Genomic DNA, 17,187 nt, shown 5'->3' with positions numbered 1-17,187 from the left:
CAGGTCCTTCCGGAGCTCCACCGTTCCCAGCAAGCCCTGGTCGGCAAAAGCTTCGCCTTCGGGGTAGGCGCGGACCGCGTTCATGCCGCCCAGTTCCTTCTTCTCGGAGGGGTCGAGGTTCTTGCCCGCTGCCTGCCCGCTGAGCGACCCGTAGATGGAGAACGGACCGCCGAGGCTTTGCAGACGCATCAGGCTGAACGCGACCTTGCCGAAGCCGCCATTGCTGCGCGCGGTCGAGGCGTCGAGCGCGCGCGCCCCCGGCGTGCGGATGTCCACGTCGCCGGCGGCAACCGTCACCGAATAGGAGGTGACGCCGCCGCCGCCGAGCGAGTCGCTGTGGTCGCCGTACACGCTGGCGGCCAGCACGTGCGTACGCCGGTCGACCCTCGAGGGGACGGTATCGATCACGTCACGGAACTGCTTGGCGTCGAGCGACAACTGCGCGAAGACGTTGGTGTGCCGGGAACGCAGCAGCGGCACGCGCGCGAAGGCGCTGGCGACGCCGGCGGTTCCGTGTGCGCCGAGCGGGCGGAACTCCTTGCCGAGTTCGTAGTCGAGCGTGCTGTACGCCACGCCGACTTGTGCGCGGCCCGCCTGCATCTGGTAGGAGAGCCGGGCATACCGCAGGCCCGAGCCGGAAGTCAGCACGCGCAGCGTCGCGACGTCGCCCAGCCCGAACGGTTCGTTGACGTTGACCGTGGCGCCCGCGCGATACGCGCCGGTGTAGCGGTTGCCCGCGTTGTCGCCGTCGATGCTGCCGGTCACGCGGCGGCCCGGCGTCACGTCCACCAGCAGGTCGCTCGTGCCGGGCTGTCGGCCCGGCGAGAGCGTCGACTTCACGACGACGCCGGGCAGGTCGGACAGGAGCAGCAGGCGCTCCTCGAGCGCGGTGACTTCGATCGCGTCGCCGCCGCCGAGTCCGTCGAGCTTGCCGCGCAGCGTGCCTTCGGACAGCCCTGCGTTGTTCCGCAATTCGATGGCGCCGTAGCGGCCTTCGTTCACGGCGATCGTGACCGACTGGTCCTGGATGTCCTGCGCGGGCAGGTAGGCCTGCGCCACGAAGTAGCCGTCGGCGCGGTAGCGGCTGGTGATCCGCGCCGCCATGGCCTGCAGCTGCGAGAGCGTCGCCTCGCTCCCCGGCACGAAGCCGGTCACCGACAGCAGGTCGGCTTCGGAGTACAGGCTGGCACCGGTGATGCGCAGGCGCATGACCACGACCCGCGCCTCGCCGGCCAACGGGGCGGACGGCGCCGCCCGCGGTTCGATCCGCATTTCGGGCAACACGCGGGGCGGTGCCTGAGGCGGCGCGCTCGGAAGCAGGCCGCCGCTGGTGGGCGGTTGCTGCGCGAGCAGACCTTGCGTCACCAGCAGCAACGCGAGGGGGATGGCAGTTTTGTGGAACATGGCTTGCGCTTGTGGGTGGATGGAAGTCGGGGACACGCGTGCGAAACGGCGAGTTCAGCGCCGCGACATCAACCAGCCCGCGACGAGGCCGGCCGCCGCGGCGGCGCCGATCACCTGCCACGGATAGCTGCGCACATAGTGCTGCGCGGCGCCACGCAGTTCGGAGGCGTGGCCTTCGACCCGCTGGGTCGCGGCCGCCAGCGCGGCCATCCCGCCCTCGAGCGCGCGGGCCCCCGCGTCCCGGACCCCCTCGGCCGCCTCGTCGGCCGCCACCCTCAGGCCGCGGGCAAGCTTCTCGCTGCCGGCTTCAAATTCGTTCTTGTCGTTGGTGCTCATGATCGTTTCCTGCGCTGGCTGAATGCCTGCTGGACCCGAGCATCTCAACTGCGCCGGTTCCCGTCTGTGCGGTCGCGAACGGATGCGTGAATCGCGGCCGAAATCGGACTTCGCAAGGGCTCGGGCGCACGGCCGCACGTCGGACCGGCGGCCGTCCGTGTGCGGCACCGCACAGACCGCAGCCGTGCGCCGGGCGAAGCTGAGGCATGAACTCCACCTCGCTTCGCCTCCTGGCAATCGTCCTCATCGTTGCCGGCGCCGCCTCGCTCGCGTACGGCGGCTTCAGTTACACGAAGGAAACCGACGTCGTGAAGATCGGGCCGATCGAACTGTCCGTCAAGGAGCGGAAATCCGTGAATGTCCCGATGTGGGGAGGCCTCGCGGCGATCGCGATCGGCGTGGTGCTGCTCGTCGCGGGCCGGAAGAATTAAGGCACGCGCGGCGCATCCGGAGGGCCGGGACGCGCTTCGACGAGGCCCTGCCTGACCTCGTAAGAACCGAACAGATCCTGCGCGCGGCGCGTCTCCGGCAGCACATAGACGATGCCCCCCGCTTTGCCGAATGTGGGCAACACCACGTTCTCGAAGAACTTCACCGGCACATTGATGCAGCCGTAGGTGATGCGCCGGTCCGATGCGAGCTTGCTGTCCAGACGTTGCAGCCGCCGCTCCCGGGGCACGCCGGTCACGACGCGGTGGATCGCGACCGCGCCTTCGTAGTCGACCCAGAGAATCTCCTCACCCTTCATCCCCCGCCCCATCGAGGCCTCGTAGCGGCCCGCGGGGGTCGTGCGTTCTTCTTCGCGGATGCTGGATATCGGCCGGTCGCCGATGCCCGGCACCGAGCGGTCCCCGCGCGCGAAGCCGACCAGCGCAGCGCTCGCGCCGCGCAAGCGGCCATCGGCGCCGAAAACATAGGCCCGGCCTTCGATCTTGTCGACGACGGCGAACGGCAGGCCCGCCGTGTCGCCGGAGTCCACCGCCCAATGGGCCACATGAAGCACTTCCGCCGAGGCGGGCTCGGCGCCGAGGTCCGCCATCCTCGCGGGGCGCAGCGGCTGCGCCGCGCAGTCGAAGCCGGCGCCCAACGCGCAGGCCGTGGCAACCAGCAGGGTTGCAAGCGCGCGCATGCGCGGGCGCGCAGTCATCCTGGGCTGTTCTTCGACTTTCTGCTCACCGGCGACCCTTCGTCTCGCGCCGGAGACCGGGGATGGCGATGCATGTTCCATGGGGGGCCTCTTTCAAGAGGCAGAGTAGGTGAGCAACGCGCCCGCGTCTGTTCGCTACCGCACCCGCGCCCATGGCATGTCGGGAAAGCCCCGTGCCCGTGCTTTCGCAATTCAACGCGCTGTGCGTTGCTCCACATACTCGGCCAGCGACTCCAGCACCTCCGTCAGGTCCTGCTGCACCGCGTCGAATCCCGCATGCCGCTCGCGCGTGGCCTCGTCCATGTACAGCGGCCGGCGGATCTCGATCTGCAGGCTGTGCCGGTTCAGCATCGGCCGGCCGATGTTCGCGATCAGCTGCACGCCCTTGTACGGATCGTTGCGCGCGACGGTGTAGCCGCGACCCTGCAACTCGCGATCCACGAGATCGACGAACGCCGGCTCGCAGGTCGTGCCGTCGCGGTCGCCGAGCACGAAGTCGGCGAGCGGCTTCGCGCTTGCGATCCGCAGCCGCTCGTACGCATCGTTGGGCATGGAATGCAGGTTGAGGTGATACACGCCGCCGAAGCGATCGACGCTGCTCTCGATCGCCCGCGACAGCGCCGCGTGATAGGGGCGGTAGTACGTGTCGATGCGGTTGCGCACCTCCGCCACCGTGAGCGGCCGGTCGTAGATCGGACGCCCGCCCGCGATGTTGCGCCAGACCAGGCCGTAGCCGAGCCGCGTCTTCTCGCCGGGGGCCAGCGGCGTGGGCCAGGGCTCGGCGAGGAGCTCGGGGTCGAGGTCCTCCAGCATGCGGTTCGCATCGATGTAGGTGCGCGGGAACCGCGCCGCGATCAGCGTCGCGCCCACCGAAGGCGCGGCCGACCAGAGTGCGTCGACGTCGGTGTCTTCGCCGCGGCGCAGCAGCGACATGTCGACGGCATGGCCGAAGTCCGCGGGATAGACCGTGCCGCTGTGCGGCGAATCGCACACCAGCGCGATGGGCGGTGCGTCCGGCGCGTGCAGGTCGAAGGCCTGGATGTCGCTCGTCATGCGTTCGACGTTCCTCAGTCGACGCGGATGTCGGCCACCTGCGCGACGCGCGCATAACGCTGCATCGCCTGCTCGATCTGCTTCGCGAACTCCTGCGGCGTGCCGGGGATGAGCGTCGCACCCGACTCGTCCATCTTCCGCGCGAACTCGGGGTTCTTCATCGCCTGGTGGATCGCGGCGTTGAGCTTCGCGACCACGGGCTGCGGCGTGCCCGCGGGTGCCACCACGCCGAACCAGCCGCCGCCGCCCATGGCGGGGAAGCCGAGCTCCGCATAGGTCGGCACGTCCGGCAGGGTCGGCGAACGCTTCTCGGAGAGCACGGCGAGCGCGCGCAGCTTGCCCGACCGGATGTGCGGCAGCGCGGTGGGCAGGTTGTCGGTGATCGCATCGACCTGGCCGCCGAGCGCGTCGTTCATCGCCTGGCCCGCGCCCTTGTACGGCACGTGGACCATCTCGAACTTCGCGAGGTGCATGAAGTGCTCGATGTTCGCGTGGCCGAGCGAGCCGGTGCCCGGGCTCGCGAAGCTGATCTTCTTCGGGTTCGCCTGCGCGTAGGCGAGGAACTCCTTCATCGACTTCGCGCTCACCTTCGGATTCACGGCGAACACGCTGGGCGTGGTGGCGACGTTGGTGATCGGCGCGAAGTCCTTGACCGGGTCGTACTTGAGCTTGCTGCCGTACACGGCCGGGTTGCTGCCGTGGGTGCTGACAGTGGCCATGCCGAGGGTGTAGCCGTCGGGCTTGGCCTTCGCGACCATCTCCATGCCGAGCGAGCCGCCCGCGCCCGCACGGTTCTCGACGACGATGCTCTGGCCGAGCTCGCGGCCCGCGAATTCGGCGACCAGGCGCGCGGCGAGGTCGGTCGAGCCGCCCGGCGCGAAGGGCACGATCAGCTTGATGGGCTTGTCGGGGAAGGCGGCTTGCGCACTCGCGGCGCCCGCGAGGGTGGAGAGCGAGGCAAGGGCGATGACGGACAGGAAGTGGCGCTTGTTCATGCCTTCCAGCGTACGCCCGCGGCCTGCGCGGGTCCAACGACTTTTCCGCCGCAGGTGATGACATGATGTAATCGCGCCATGGCGATCCGCAGTCCATCGCTCGTGGAGCTCCATGCGTTCCTCGCCGTGGCGCGGACGGGCAGCTTTCGCAAGGCCGCGGAGGCGCTCAACGTGACGCAGGCGGCGGTGAGCCGTGCGGTGCTTCGGCTGGAGGAGACGCTCGGGCACGAGATGTTCGAGCGGTCCGGTGCGGGCGTGAAACTCACGGCCGCGGGCGCCGAATGGCGCAGGCGCGTCGAGAAGCCCGTCGCGCAGCTCGAAGCGGCCGCGATCGCATTGGGACGCAAGGCCGAGCGGCTGCGGCTGCGCCTCTCGGTAGCGCCCAGCATCGGCACGCTGTGGCTGATGCCGCGGCTCGAACACTTCCGGCAGCTGCATCCCGATGTGGAAGTCGAGTTCCGCCAGTACCACCACGACGAGGACTTCCGCCGCGACGACGTCGACCTCTGGGTCGCGCTGAAGCGCGAGGCGGGTCAACGCTGGCCGCGGCAGATCGCGGCCGAGTACCTGGTGGGCCGCGAGATCGTCGCCGTAGGTGCGCCCGCGCTCGTACGCGACGTGACGTCGGCGCGCGAACTGCTCGCGCTGCCGCTGCTCTATCACTCCAACTACCGCGAGAACTGGGCGCTGTGGGCGCGTGCGGTCGGTGTCGAACTGCCGGCGCGCTGGAAGGGCACCGGCTTCGACCTCGTGCTGAATCTCGTGGAGGCCGCGCGTTCGGGCATGGGCGTGGCGGTCGTGCAGCGCTGCATGGTCGAGGCCGATCTCGCGTCGGGCCGGCTCGTCGTGCCCGTGCCGGGCGCGGCGAACACGGGTCGCGGCTACTGGCTGTGCCGGCGCCGCGCGCTGGGCGCGCACCCGGCGGCCGATCTGTTTTCGCAGTGGCTGCGCGATCAGGCGGCGCGCAGCGAAGGCTGACGCGGCGTCAGCGCACCCGCATGCCCGGCTTCGCGCCCGGCCATGCCTGCAACACGAAGATGCCGGGGTTCGCCTTCTCGTCGCCGTGGCTCGCGGAGAGCACCATGCCCTCGCTCACGCCGAACTTCATCTTGCGCGGCGCAAGATTCGCGACGACCACGACGAACTGGTCCTTCAACTGCTCCGGCTTGTAGGTCGATGCGATGCCGGAGAACACGTTGCGCGTGCGCCCTTCGCCGACGTCGAGCGTGAGCTGCAGCAGCTTGGTCGAACCTTCGACGGCCCGGCAGTCGACGACCTTCGCGATGCGCATGTCGACCTTCGAGAAATCGTCGATGCCGATGCTCTCGCCGATCTTCTCGCCGCCGGGCAGTTCACTCGCTCCCCCGCTTGCGGGCGAGGGCGGAGGCGAGGGTTCTTCGCCCGGCTCGAACAGCGCATCGAGCATCTTCATGTCCACGCGCTGCATGAGGTGCCTGTACTCGCCGACGACGTGGCCTTCGGCCATCGGCTGCGCGGCGTTCGACCAGTCGAGCGCGCCGCACTTCAGGAAGTCCTCGGCCTGGGAAGCGAGCGACGGCAGCACCGGCTTCAGGCAGGCGGTCATCACCTTGAACGCCTGCAGGCATTCGGTGCCGACCTGCGCGGCCTCGTCGCCCTTGCCTTCCTTCGCCAGCTTCCACGGCGCCGCGCTGTCGAAGCGCAGGTTCACCTCGTCGGCGAAGGCCATCACTTCCCGCAGCGCCTTGCCGTACTCGCGGGTCTCCAACAACACGCGCACCGTCTCCACCAGCTTGTCCGCGCCGAAGCGCGAGGCGTCGCCCTTCACGAGCTTTCCGCCGGGCACGAACTTCACCGCGCGGCTCGCGATGTTCACGTACTTGCCGATGAGGTCGGCGTTGACGCGCGCGACGAAGTCGTCGGGCGTGAAGTCGATGTCTTCCACCTTGCCGTTGAGCTTGGCGGCGATGTAGTAGCGCAGCCACTCGGGGTTCATGCCGAGCGACAGGTACTTCAGCGGGTCGAGCCCGGTGCCCCGGCTCTTGCTCATTTTCTCGCCGTTGTTGACGGTCAGGAAGCCATGCACGTTCACCTGGTTCGGCGTCTTGCGCCCGGAGAACTGCAGCATCGCGGGCCAGAACAGCGTGTGGAAGTACACGATGTCCTTGCCGATGAAGTGAATCTGCTCGACCTGCGGGTCGGCCACGAACTGCTCGAACGTCGCGTCGGTGCGCGAGTTCGGGTCCGGGTGATTCTTCGCCTGGCCCTTGTCGAAGTGGTTCTTCAGGCTCGCGAGGTAGCCGATGGGCGCGTCGAGCCACACGTAGAAGTACTTGCCCGGCGCGTCGGGGATCTCGATGCCGAAGTACGGCGCATCGCGCGAGATGTCCCAGTCGGCCATGCCGGCCTCGAACCATTCGCCGGCCTTCTTCGCCATCTCGCTTTGCAGCTTGCCGTCCTGCGTCCACGACTTCAGGAAGTCGACCACCTTCTCGTCGGACAGCTTGAAGAAGTAGTGTTCCGAGCTGCGCAGCTCGGGCGTCGCGCCGGTGAGCGCGGAGTAGGGTGCGATGAGCTGCGTGGGGCTGTAGACGCTGCTGCACACCTCGCAGCTGTCGCCGTACTGGTCCTTCGCGTGGCAGGTGGGGCATTCGCCCTTGATGAACCGGTCGGGCAGGAACATGCCCTTCTGCGGGTCGTAGAACTGCTCGATGGTGCGCGTCGCGATGAGCCCGTTGGCCTTCAGCGCCTTGTAGATGCCCTGCGCGAGCTCGGTGTTCTCGGGGCTGTCCGTGGAGTGCCAGTTGTCGAAGCGGACGTGGAAGCCCTCGAGGTATTCCTTGCGGCCCGCGGCGATGTCGGCCACGAAGGCCTGCGGCGTCTTGCCGGCCTTCTCGGCCGCGATCATGATGGGCGCCCCGTGCGCATCGTCCGCGCCGACGAAGTGGACCATGTGCCCGCCCATGCGCTGGTGCCGCACCCAGATGTCGGCCTGGATGTATTCCATGATGTGGCCGATGTGGAACTTGCCATTGGCGTACGGCAAGGCGGTGGTGACGAAGAGCTTGCGCTGGGACATGAGGGATTCCGGAGGGGAACCGGCGATTTTAGCGAGGGCGACGAGGCGGCGCAGGCGGCCCTGGAGTACCGCTGCGCTGCCACAATCGCCCGCTTGAATCCACCGAGAATCATCGTCATCGCAGGCCCCAACGGCGCGGGCAAGACGACCTTCGCGCGCGAGTTCCTGACGCACGAGGGCGATTGCCTCGCCTTCATCAACGCCGATCTCATCGCAGCGGGGCTGTCGCCCTTCGCGCCCCAGAAGGTCGCGATGCGCGCGGGACGGCTGATGCTGCTGGAGATCGATGCCCATGTGGCGCGAGGCGAAAGCTTCGCCATCGAGACGACGCTGTCGGGGCTGGGGTATGCGCGGCAAATTCCGCGGTGGCGCGAGGCGGGGTACCGGGTGGAGCTTCACTTCCTGTCGTTGCGCAATGTCGAAGCCGCAGTCGATCGCGTGAGGCAGCGGGTGCGGCACGGCGGCCACGCCATCCCCGAGGCGACCGTTCGCCGGCGCTTCGCGAGCGGCGCCGTGCTCTTCGACGGTACGTACAAGCGGCTTGTGGATCGCTGGACTTTGTACGACAACATGGGGGACCGGCCAGTTCCGATCGATTGGAGTGACGACATGACGCAGCAGCACAGAATCGGCGAACCCACCGTGCTCCATGGACGGCGTCGGATGGATCCGCCGCCTGCGCACGTGCGCGAGGCCATGCAGGCGATGGTCCGCGCCGCGCAGCGCGCGCGAGAAATCGCACGCCAGAGCGGCACGAAGCTGGTCCTCTGGCGCGACGGGCGGGTGGCGCACGTCGATCCGGACGATCCGTCGCTGCCCCCGTTGCCGCGATAACCCTCGGGGGCAAACCCGCACCCCCCGCTCGCTACACTCGCGGGCGAACCGAAGTACTTTGCCCATGCCCACCTCCGACCAACTCCTCGCCGCGCTCGCCACCGTCACCGACCCCAACACCGGCAAGGACTTCGTCGGCGCCAAGGCCGTGAAGAACCTCCAGGTCGAAGGCGGCGACGTTTCCTTCGACGTCGAGCTCGGCTATCCCGCCAAGAGCCAGATCCCCGCGCTGCGCAAGGCGCTCGTCGCGGCGGCGCGCACGGTGGGCGGCGTCGACAACGTCTCCGTGAACGTGACCACCCGGGTCACCTCCCATGCCGTGCAGCGCGGCGTGCAACTCATGCCCAACGTGAAGAACATCATCGCCGTCGCCTCCGGCAAGGGCGGCGTGGGCAAGAGCACGACGGCGGCGAACCTCGCGCTGGCGCTGGCCGCGGAAGGCGCGTCGGTCGGCCTGCTCGATGCCGACATCTACGGCCCGAGCCAGCCGATGATGATGGGCATCGATCGCCGGCCCGAGAGCGACGACGGCAAGACGATGGACCCGCTGGAGAACTACGGCATCCAGGTCATGTCGATCGGCTTTCTCATCAACCCGGACGAGGCGATGATCTGGCGCGGCCCCATGGCCACGCAGGCGCTCGAGCAACTGCTGAGGCAGACCAACTGGCGCGAACTCGACTATCTCGTGGTCGACCTGCCGCCGGGCACGGGCGACATCCAGCTCACCCTGTCGCAGCGCGTGCCCATGACCGGCGCGGTGATCGTCACCACGCCGCAGGACATCGCCCTGATCGACGCGAAGAAGGCCGTGACGATGTTCGAGAAGGTGGGCGTGCCCATCCTCGGCATCGTGGAGAACATGGCCGTGCATGTGTGCAGCAACTGCGGCCATGCCGAGCACATCTTCGGCGAAGGCGGCGGCCAGCGCTACGCGGCCGAGCGCGGCATCGACTACCTCGGCGCGCTGCCCCTGGACATCACGATCCGGCAGCAGGCCGACAATGGCCAGCCGACGGTGATGGCCGACCCCGACGGCAAGATCTCGACGATCTACAAGGACATCGCGCGCCAGGTCGCGGTGAAGATCGCCGCGAAGGCCAAGGACTTCTCGTCGAAGTTCCCGACGATCTCGGTGTCGAAGAACACCTGAGCGGGAGGCACCGGGTCGCCATCTGCGCGGTCGAGGCCGGAGCGGCGTAGAGTCACGGCATGCAGGAGCGCCCCAACATCCACGTCGCCGTCGTCATGCGGCGCGTTGCCCTCGACAACCGCTGGCAGCCGTTCCGCTGGGAACTGGCCGACGTCGTGCCGCACGACGACGGGTTCGGCCGCGAGCCGCGCATCCTGTTCGACGATGGCCGCGAGCAGCGCTGGCTGCATCCGGGCTTCACGGTGGAACTGTTCCGCGACGATGCGGAAGGCTATTACCTCAACGGAACGACCGACACCCCCGGCTGGTTCGTGATGTGGCGGATGGAGGATGCGCCGTCGGTGGCCGCCGAACCCATCGCGAAGCCGGAAGTCGTCACGCTGAGCTATCACGATGCCGGCCGCTGGCTCGATGCGCAGGAGGCGGTGGAGCAGGTGCCGGCGCCGCCGCACGTGGTCGAATGGATGATGACGTTCGCGCGCGACCACTACGTGCCGGAGCCGCGCAAGCGCAAGCGGCCCGAGAGTTTCCGCCGGCTCGAGGATCGCTTCGGCAATCCGGCGACGGTGTCCTCGGGAAAGAAATACGGTGAGTGAGGAAGGCTTCTTCAGCCGGTGGTCGAAGCGCAAGGAGGCGGTGCGCGAGGGCAGGCAGGTCGTTCCCGAGCCGGAGGGTGTGGCGCGCGACGCGCCCTCACCCCAGCCCTCTCCCGCAGGCGGGAGCGGCGGTGACTTGGCTTCCTCTCCCCAACGGGAAGAGGCCCCCCCTCTTCCCACGCTCGAAGAAGCCCAGGCGCTCACCGCCGACGCGGACTTCACGCGCTTCGCCGCGCGCGACGTGCCGCCCGACGTGAAGAACGCCGCGATGAAGAAGCTGTTCTCCGACCCGCGCTTCAACGTCATGGACGGCCTCGACACCTACATCGACGATTACTCGAAGCCCGATCCGATCCCCGAATCGATGCTGCGCAAGCTGGCGAGCGCGCAGTTCCTCGACCTCTTCGACGAGGAGAAGAACAGGCGGGCCGCCGAAGGCAGGGAAGTCGCGGATAAGTCCGCGGCGCAAACCGTGGCACAGTCCGGCGATGATGTGGCGGAGCCTGTAGTACCGCCGGACGAAGACCATGCCGACCCTGATTTGCGATTGCAACAAGACCATGCCGCTGGACCCGAAGGTCCTGGGCACGGCACTCGATGAGGAACTGAAGCTCCACTCGACCCTCTGCCGCCGCGAAGCCGGCGCGTTCGCGCAGGCGGTGAAATCGGGCGAGGACGTCGTGGTCGCCTGCACCCAGGAACGGCGGCTCTTTCTCGAACTCGCTCAGGAATTCGGCGATGCCCCAGGCGCCCCCGGGGGGCAGCGTCAGCGCGGCGGCACCGTTTCGCCGATTCGATTCGTCAACATCCGCGAGACGGGCGGCTGGAGCCGCGACGCGAAAGCGTCGATGCCCAAGCTCGCCGCGCTGCTCGCGAGCGCGAAGCTGCCCGACGCGGATCCCGTCGCGACCGTCACGTACAAGAGCGCCGGCCGGCTGCTGGTGATCGGCGCGCTCGAGGAAGCCGAACGCATGGCCGCCGCCGTCGGCGACGTGCTCGACGTCACGATCTTCTCGCGCGGCGGCGCCGGCGCGCAGGAGCGGCGCTGGCCCGTCGTCGGCGGCCGCATCGACAAGCTCGCCGGCTGGCTCGGCGCCTTCCAGCTCACGTGGCTCGCGGACAACCCCATCGACCTCGACCTCTGCACGCGTTGCAACGCGTGCATTGCCGCGTGTCCCGAGAACGCGATCGGCTTCGACTACCAGGTCGACCTGCAGGCGTGCAGGAGCCATCGCGATTGCGTCGTTGCCTGCGAGGCCGCCGGCGCCATCGACTTCGCGCGCGCGCCGGTGGCGCACGTCGACGCGTTCGATCTCGTGCTCGACCTGCGCCGCGAACCCGGCTTCCTGCGCCATGCGCCGCCCCAGGGCTATGTGCATCTCCCGCCCGAGAAGCAGTCCGGCCCCGAGGCGCTGCAGGCGCTGCTGAAGCTGCGCGAACTCGTCGGCGAATTCGACAAGCCGAGGTTCGTCGCGTACAAGCAGAAGCTGTGCGCGCACAGCCGCAACGAGAAGATCGGCTGCAAGGCCTGCATCGACGTGTGTTCGGCCGAGGCGATCTCGAGCGATTTCGAACGCCAGCAGGTCAAGGTCAACGCGAACCTGTGCGTGGGCTGCGGCGCGTGCGCCACCGTCTGCCCCACGGGCGCGATGAGCTACGCCTACCCCAAGGCCACGGACCAGGGTCGCACGATCCGCACGCTGCTGAACACTTACGCGAAGGCCGGCGGACGGCAGCCCGCGCTGCTGCTGCACAGCCAGGAACGCGGCCAGGCGCTTGTCGACGAACTGGGCCGTGCGGCGCGGGTCGGCGCCGCGAGCGGCGTGCCGGCCGACGTGATTCCGCTTGCCGTATGGCACGCGGCGAACACCGGCATCGACCTGTGGCTCACGGCGGTCGCGCAAGGCGCGTCGCACGTCGCCGTGCTCACGACCGGCGACGAAGCGCCGCAGTACGTCGATGCGCTGCGCGAGCAGATGGCGGTGGCGCAGGCGGTGCTGGGCGGGCTGGGCTACGCGGGCGCGCATTTCAGCGTGATCGCGTGCCGCACGCCGTCGGACCTCGACCAGGAGCTGCAACTGCTCGGCGCGCGCCGCGGCGCGGTGCCGGCGGTGGCGGGCAAGTTCGCCATCGCGCAGGACAAGCGCGCGACGCTCGAACTCGCGCTCGATCATCTGATCGAGCGGGCGCCGACGAAGCCCGCGCACATTCCGCTGCCCGCGGGCGCGCCCTTCGGCAGCGTCGAGGTCGACAAGGACAAATGCACGCTGTGCATGAGCTGCGTGAGCGCGTGTCCCGCGAGCGCGCTGCAGGACAACCCGCAGGCGCCGCAGCTTCGCTTCGTCGAGAAGAACTGCGTGCAGTGCGGCCTGTGCGTCGGCACCTGCCCGGAAAAAGCGGTGTCGCTGCTGCCGCGACTTTCGATCGGCCCCGAGCGCAAGCAGCCGCGCGTGCTCAACGAAACGCAGCCTTATGGCTGCATCCGCTGCGGCAAGCACTTCGGAACGCTCAAGGGCGTCGAGGCCATGCTCGGCCGCCTCGCCGGCCATGCGATGTTCCAGGGCGCCGCGCTCGAGCGCCTGAAGATGTGCGGCGACTGCCGCGTCATCGACATCCACACGTCGCCCGACGAGGCAAGGATCACGCAGCAATGAGCGACACCGCACCGGCGACCAGCGCCCTCGACGAGGAGACCGCGCGTGCCGAGGTCTACGGCCTGCTTTCGCAGCTTTACTACGCGCCGCCTTCCGGCGAACTGCTCGCGGCGCTGCGCGTCGCGGTCACGCAGGCGCCGAGCGAAGGGGCCTTCCTCGAGGAGCCCTGGCGCGCCTTCGTCGGCGTCGCGCGCGAGACGACCGACGCCGAGGTGCGCGACGAGTACGACGCGCTCTTCGGCGGCGTGGGCAAGCCCGAGGTGTACCTGTTCGGCTCGCACTACCTTTCGGGTTACCTGAACGAGAAGCCGCTCGCGCGATTGCGCGACGACCTCGCCGCGCTCGGCCTCGCGCGCGACGAGACGATGCCGGAGACCGAGGACCACATCGCCTACCTGTGCGAAGTGATGCGCTACCTGATCGCCGGCGACGACGTCGCGGTCGCCAACCTCACGCGCCAGCGCGAATTCTTTTCGGCTCATCTCCAGCCGTGGGTACAGGCGATGTGCGACAACATCGCGGCGCAGCCGCGCGCCCGTTTCTACGCATCGCTCGCGGAGTTCACGCGCGCCTTCGCGAGCGTCGAAGCGCAGGGTTTCGACATGTTGACTTGAATGACTTCGGGGGGTGTTTTCCCTGAGGCGGCGAGGCGACTTTTTTCGCGTGCACGATTGCGGGGCGTGTGTGCGTCGCTTAGAGTATGAAGTGAAGTTCATAACGACCCACCAGCCAAGGAGAGACGGCATGGAAAGCAAGAGTCCAACTGCATCGCGGCGCGGTTTCATGTGGGGCGCGGCCGCGGCCGGCGCCGCCGGCGCCGCGGTCGTCGCACTGCCGAAGGTGCAGCAGGCCGTCGAGCAAACACAGGCCGCCGAGGCGACACCGAAGCCCGAGCGCGGAGGCGGCTACCGACTCTCGGAGCACGTCGCGCATTACTACAAGACCACGCGCCTCTGAGCGCGAGGAGACCCCCCATGTTGCTGACCAAGAAATCGGGTCCCGGCGCCGCTGCCGGCCGTTCGCCCTTCGTCCACAGCCTGCAGCGCGGCCTCGCGAACGCCGTGCCGACCATGGACCGCCGCGCGTTCCTGCGCCGCTCCGGCCTCGGGGTCGGCGTGGGCCTCGCCGCCTCGCAGCTCGCGCTCGTCAAGAAGGCCAAGGCCGCCGACGGCCGCGGTCCCGCCATCGGCGAAGGCAAGATCGAGGTCAAGCGCACCGTGTGTACGCACTGCTCGGTGGGCTGCGCCATCGACGCCGTCGTCGAGAACGGCGTGTGGGTCCGCCAGGAGCCGGTGTTCGACTCGCCCATCAACCTCGGCGCGCACTGCGCCAAGGGCGCGGCGATCCGCGAGCACGGCCACGGCGAGTTCCGCCTGCGCTACCCGATGAAGCTCGTCAACGGCAAGTACGAGCGCATCAGCTGGGAGACGGCCTACAACGAGATCGCCGGGCGCATCCAGGACATCCGCAAGGCCAGCGGCCCCGACGCGGTCTACTGGATCGGCTCGTCGAAGCACTCGAACGAGCAGGCCTACCTGCTGCGCAAGTTCGTGAGCCTGTTCGGCAGCAACAACTGCGACCACCAGGCCCGCATCTGCCACTCCACCACCGTTGCCGGCGTCGCCAACACGTGGGGCTACGGGGCGATGACGAACTCGTACAACGACATGCAGAACGCCAAGGCGGCGCTCTACATCGGCTCCAACGCCGCCGAGGCCCACCCGGTGTCGATGCTGCACATGCTGCATGCCAAGGAGACCGGCACCAAGATGATCGTGGCCGATCCGCGCTTCACGCGCACGGCGGCCAAGGCGGACCAGTACATCCGCTTCCGCTCGGGCACGGACATCCCGCTGCTCTTCGGCATGCTGTACCACATCTTCAAGAACGGCTGGGAAGACAAGAAGTACGTCGCCGACCGCGTGTACGGCATGGATAAGGTCCGCGAGGACGTCCTTGCGAAGTGGACGCCCGACAAGGTGTTCGAGGCCTGCGGCGTGCCCGAGGCCGAGGTCTTCAAGGCCGCGCAGACGATGGCCATGAACCGGCCCTCCACCATCGTGTGGTGCATGGGGCAGACGCAGCACACCATCGGCAACGCGATGGTGCGCGCGAGCTGCATCCTGCAGCTGGCGCTCGGCAACATCGGCGTGGCCGGCGGCGGCGCCAACATCTTCCGCGGCCACGACAACGTGCAGGGCGCGACCGACGTCGGCCCCAACCCCGACTCGCTGCCCGGCTACTACGGCATCGTCGAGGGCTCGTGGCGGCACTTCGCCAATGCCTGGGGCGTCGACTTCGACTGGATCAAGGGCCGCTTCGCGAGCCCGGGGATGATGTCCAAGCCGGGGATCACCGTCTCGCGCTGGATCGACGGCGTGCTCGAGAAGAACGAGAACATCGACCAGGACCCGAACCTGCGGGCCGTCGTCTACTGGGGCCACGCCCCCAACTCGCAGTCGCGCGGCCTCGAGATGAAGAAGGCCATGGACAAGCTCGACCTGCTGGTCGTGGTCGATCCGTATCCGTCGGCCACGGCGGCGATGGCCGCCATGCCCGGCAAGGCCGAGGACGTCAACCCCAACCGCGCCGTCTACCTGCTGCCGGCCGCCACGCAGTTCGAGACCAGCGGCTCCGCGACGGCCTCGAATCGCTCGATCCAGTGGCGCGAGAAGGTGATCGATCCGCTGTGGGAAAGCCGCAGCGACCACATGATCATGTACCAGCTGGCCGACAAGCTCGGCTTCGGCAAGGAGCTGGTCAAGAACTACAAGATGCAGAAGATCAAGGGCCTGGACGAGCCCCTGCCCGAGGACATCCTGCGCGAGATCAACAAGTGCGTGTGGACCATCGGCTACACGGGCCAGACCCCGGAGCGGCTGAAGGCGCACATGCGCCTCATGCAGCACTTCGACGTGAAGACGTTGCGCGCCAAGGGCAGCGTGAAGGACCCGCAGACCGGCTACGACATCCAGGGCGACTACTTCGGCCTGCCGTGGCCCTGCTGGGGCACGGCCGAGCTCAAGCATCCGGGCACGCACGTCCTCTACAACACCAACCTGCACGTGATGGATGGCGGCGGCTGCTTCCGCGCCAACTTCGGCGTCGAGAAGGATGGCGTCAACCTGCTGGCGGAGGACGGCTCGTTCCCGGTGGGCAGCGACCTGCAGACGGGCTACCCCGAGATCGACCACGTGCTGATGAAGAAGCTGGGCTGGTGGAGCGAGCTCTCGCCGGCCGAGCAGGCGCTGGCCGAAGGCAAGAACTGGAAGACCGACAACTCGGGCGGCATGATCCGCGTGGCCATGAAGAACCATGGCGTCCACCCCTTCGGCAACGCGAAGGCGCGCGCGGTCGTGTGGAATTTCCCCGACGGCATTCCGCAGCACCGCGAAGCGCTCTACAGCACGCGGCCGGACATGGTCGCGAAATATCCGACACACGACGACAAGAAGGCCTTCTGGCGCCTGCCCACGCTGTACAAGGCGGTGCAGCAGAAGAACCTCGCGGACAAGGTCCACGAGAAATTCCCGCTCATCCTGAGCTCGGGGCGCCTCGTCGAATACGAAGGTGGCGGCGACGAGACGCGGTCGAACCCGTGGCTCGCCGAGCTGCAGCAGGAGGCCTTCGTCGAGATCAACCCGAAGGCCGCGGCCGAGCGCAACATCCGCAACGGCGACCGCGTGTGGCTGAAGACGCCGACCGGCGCGCAGCTGAACGTCGTGGCGATGGTGACTGAGCGGGTCGGGCCCGACACCTGCTGGATGCCGTTCCACTTCGCCGGGCGGTGGCAGGGCGCGGACATGCTGGCCTACTACCCCAACGGCGCGGCGCCGGTGGTGCGGGGCGAAGCGGTGAACACCGCGACGACCTACGGCTACGACAGCGTGACGATGATGCAAGAGACGAAAACGACGATCTGCAACGTCGAAAAAGCGACGGCGTAAGGAGCACCAC

At 68.3% G+C, this 17,187-nt stretch carries 16 protein-coding genes; 10 read left to right on the top strand and 6 right to left on the bottom strand.

All coding sequences use genetic code 11. The features are described 5' to 3' along the window. Positions 1-1,404 (bottom strand): ShlB/FhaC/HecB family hemolysin secretion/activation protein (locus tag AB7E83_RS24095; RefSeq protein WP_428573375.1); only part of this gene is annotated, 1,404 nt, incomplete at its 3' end. 54 nt (positions 1,405-1,458) lie between these two features. Beyond that, positions 1,459-1,740 carry a glycine zipper domain-containing protein gene (locus tag AB7E83_RS24090; RefSeq protein ID WP_428573374.1) on the bottom strand — a complete coding sequence of 94 codons (282 nt, stop codon included), beginning with the start codon at positions 1,738-1,740 and terminating at the stop codon, positions 1,459-1,461. 206 nt (positions 1,741-1,946) lie between these two features. Here AB7E83_RS24090 and AB7E83_RS24085 point away from each other — a divergent pair, with 206 nt between their 5' ends. Next, the gene (locus AB7E83_RS24085) at positions 1,947-2,171 is read left to right on the top strand and encodes a hypothetical protein (protein ID WP_428573373.1); all 225 of its coding nucleotides are present in this window, start codon (positions 1,947-1,949) and stop codon (positions 2,169-2,171) included. Here AB7E83_RS24085 and AB7E83_RS24080 read toward each other — a convergent pair. The 3 genes from AB7E83_RS24080 to AB7E83_RS24070 form a co-directional block, all read right to left on the bottom strand. Further along, positions 2,168-2,968 carry a hypothetical protein gene (locus AB7E83_RS24080; RefSeq protein WP_428573372.1) on the bottom strand — a complete coding sequence of 267 codons (801 nt, stop codon included), beginning with the start codon at positions 2,966-2,968 and terminating at the stop codon, positions 2,168-2,170. The two genes, AB7E83_RS24085 and AB7E83_RS24080, sit on opposite strands and share 4 nt — an antisense overlap. Before the next feature lie 111 nt (positions 2,969-3,079). Beyond that, complete coding sequence (locus AB7E83_RS24075; protein WP_428573371.1) at positions 3,080-3,940, bottom strand: N-formylglutamate amidohydrolase; 861 nt, start codon at positions 3,938-3,940, stop codon at positions 3,080-3,082. A 14-nt stretch (positions 3,941-3,954) separates the two neighbouring features. Then, complete coding sequence (locus AB7E83_RS24070; RefSeq protein WP_428573370.1) at positions 3,955-4,935, bottom strand: Bug family tripartite tricarboxylate transporter substrate binding protein; 981 nt, start codon at positions 4,933-4,935, stop codon at positions 3,955-3,957. A gap of 78 nt (positions 4,936-5,013) precedes the next feature. Between AB7E83_RS24070 and AB7E83_RS24065 the strand changes: the two genes are divergently transcribed. Further along, positions 5,014-5,913, top strand: coding sequence for a LysR substrate-binding domain-containing protein (locus AB7E83_RS24065; RefSeq protein ID WP_428573369.1), 900 nt, complete (start codon positions 5,014-5,016; stop codon positions 5,911-5,913). A gap of 7 nt (positions 5,914-5,920) precedes the next feature. Here the strand turns inward: AB7E83_RS24065 and metG are convergent, their stop codons facing one another. Then, positions 5,921-7,993, bottom strand: a complete 2,073-nt coding sequence (gene metG / locus AB7E83_RS24060) for a methionine--tRNA ligase (protein ID WP_428573368.1) — start codon at positions 7,991-7,993, stop codon at positions 5,921-5,923. Here metG and AB7E83_RS24055 point away from each other — a divergent pair. The 8 genes from AB7E83_RS24055 (at position 7,934) to AB7E83_RS24020 (ending at position 17,177) form a co-directional block, all read left to right on the top strand. Continuing rightward, positions 7,934-8,827, top strand: coding sequence for a zeta toxin family protein (locus AB7E83_RS24055; protein WP_428573366.1), 894 nt, complete (start codon positions 7,934-7,936; stop codon positions 8,825-8,827). The two genes, metG and AB7E83_RS24055, sit on opposite strands and share 60 nt — an antisense overlap. A 64-nt stretch (positions 8,828-8,891) precedes the next feature. Continuing rightward, positions 8,892-9,980, top strand: a complete 1,089-nt coding sequence (gene apbC, locus AB7E83_RS24050) for an iron-sulfur cluster carrier protein ApbC (protein WP_428573365.1) — start codon at positions 8,892-8,894, stop codon at positions 9,978-9,980. 59 nt (positions 9,981-10,039) lie between these two features. Continuing rightward, entirely contained in the window at positions 10,040-10,576 is a 537-nt protein-coding gene (locus AB7E83_RS24045; protein ID WP_428573364.1) for a DUF3305 domain-containing protein, read from the top strand. Further along, on the top strand, positions 10,569-11,177 hold the full coding sequence (locus tag AB7E83_RS24040) for a DUF3306 domain-containing protein (RefSeq protein ID WP_428573363.1): 609 nt from the start codon (positions 10,569-10,571) through the stop codon (positions 11,175-11,177). The genes AB7E83_RS24045 and AB7E83_RS24040 overlap by 8 nt, the downstream gene beginning before the upstream one ends. Then, the gene (locus tag AB7E83_RS24035; RefSeq protein WP_428573362.1) at positions 11,104-13,230 is read left to right on the top strand and encodes a 4Fe-4S binding protein; all 2,127 of its coding nucleotides are present in this window, start codon (positions 11,104-11,106) and stop codon (positions 13,228-13,230) included. Before AB7E83_RS24040 ends, AB7E83_RS24035 begins: the two co-directional genes overlap by 74 nt. Further along, complete coding sequence (locus AB7E83_RS24030; RefSeq protein WP_428573361.1) at positions 13,227-13,844, top strand: TorD/DmsD family molecular chaperone; 618 nt, start codon at positions 13,227-13,229, stop codon at positions 13,842-13,844. The genes AB7E83_RS24035 and AB7E83_RS24030 overlap by 4 nt, the downstream gene beginning before the upstream one ends. Before the next feature lie 130 nt (positions 13,845-13,974). Further along, complete coding sequence (locus AB7E83_RS24025) at positions 13,975-14,187, top strand: twin-arginine translocation signal domain-containing protein (RefSeq protein ID WP_428573360.1); 213 nt, start codon at positions 13,975-13,977, stop codon at positions 14,185-14,187. A gap of 17 nt (positions 14,188-14,204) precedes the next feature. Continuing rightward, positions 14,205-17,177 carry a formate dehydrogenase subunit alpha gene (locus AB7E83_RS24020; protein WP_428573359.1) on the top strand — a complete coding sequence of 991 codons (2,973 nt, stop codon included), beginning with the start codon at positions 14,205-14,207 and terminating at the stop codon, positions 17,175-17,177. Positions 17,178-17,187: the final 10 nt, after the last annotated feature.

Source organism: Ramlibacter sp. (assembly GCF_050250995.1).
Taxonomy (GTDB): Bacteria; Pseudomonadota; Gammaproteobacteria; order Burkholderiales; family Burkholderiaceae_C; genus Ramlibacter.
The sequence above is the reverse complement of the archived record's forward strand: the minus strand, read 5'-3'. Positions and strand labels throughout refer to the sequence as shown.

Excerpts from the sequence above, each read along its gene's own strand:
- AB7E83_RS24090 (WP_428573374.1), bottom strand. The coding sequence starts at position 1,740 with ATGAGCACCAACGACAAGAACGAATTTGAAGCCGGCAGCGAGAAGCTT.
- AB7E83_RS24045 (WP_428573364.1), top strand. The coding sequence starts at position 10,040 with ATGCAGGAGCGCCCCAACATCCACGTCGCCGTCGTCATGCGGCGCGTT.
- AB7E83_RS24020 (WP_428573359.1), top strand. The coding sequence starts at position 14,205 with ATGTTGCTGACCAAGAAATCGGGTCCCGGCGCCGCTGCCGGCCGTTCG.
- AB7E83_RS24085 (WP_428573373.1), top strand. The coding sequence starts at position 1,947 with ATGAACTCCACCTCGCTTCGCCTCCTGGCAATCGTCCTCATCGTTGCC.
- AB7E83_RS24075 (WP_428573371.1), bottom strand. The coding sequence starts at position 3,940 with ATGACGAGCGACATCCAGGCCTTCGACCTGCACGCGCCGGACGCACCG.
- AB7E83_RS24070 (WP_428573370.1), bottom strand. The coding sequence starts at position 4,935 with ATGAACAAGCGCCACTTCCTGTCCGTCATCGCCCTTGCCTCGCTCTCC.
- apbC (WP_428573365.1), top strand. The coding sequence starts at position 8,892 with ATGCCCACCTCCGACCAACTCCTCGCCGCGCTCGCCACCGTCACCGAC.
- AB7E83_RS24025 (WP_428573360.1), top strand. The coding sequence starts at position 13,975 with ATGGAAAGCAAGAGTCCAACTGCATCGCGGCGCGGTTTCATGTGGGGC.
- AB7E83_RS24080 (WP_428573372.1), bottom strand. The coding sequence starts at position 2,968 with ATGGAACATGCATCGCCATCCCCGGTCTCCGGCGCGAGACGAAGGGTC.
- AB7E83_RS24030 (WP_428573361.1), top strand. The coding sequence starts at position 13,227 with ATGAGCGACACCGCACCGGCGACCAGCGCCCTCGACGAGGAGACCGCG.
- AB7E83_RS24035 (WP_428573362.1), top strand. The coding sequence starts at position 11,104 with ATGCCGACCCTGATTTGCGATTGCAACAAGACCATGCCGCTGGACCCG.
- AB7E83_RS24065 (WP_428573369.1), top strand. The coding sequence starts at position 5,014 with ATGGCGATCCGCAGTCCATCGCTCGTGGAGCTCCATGCGTTCCTCGCC.
- metG (WP_428573368.1), bottom strand. The coding sequence starts at position 7,993 with ATGTCCCAGCGCAAGCTCTTCGTCACCACCGCCTTGCCGTACGCCAAT.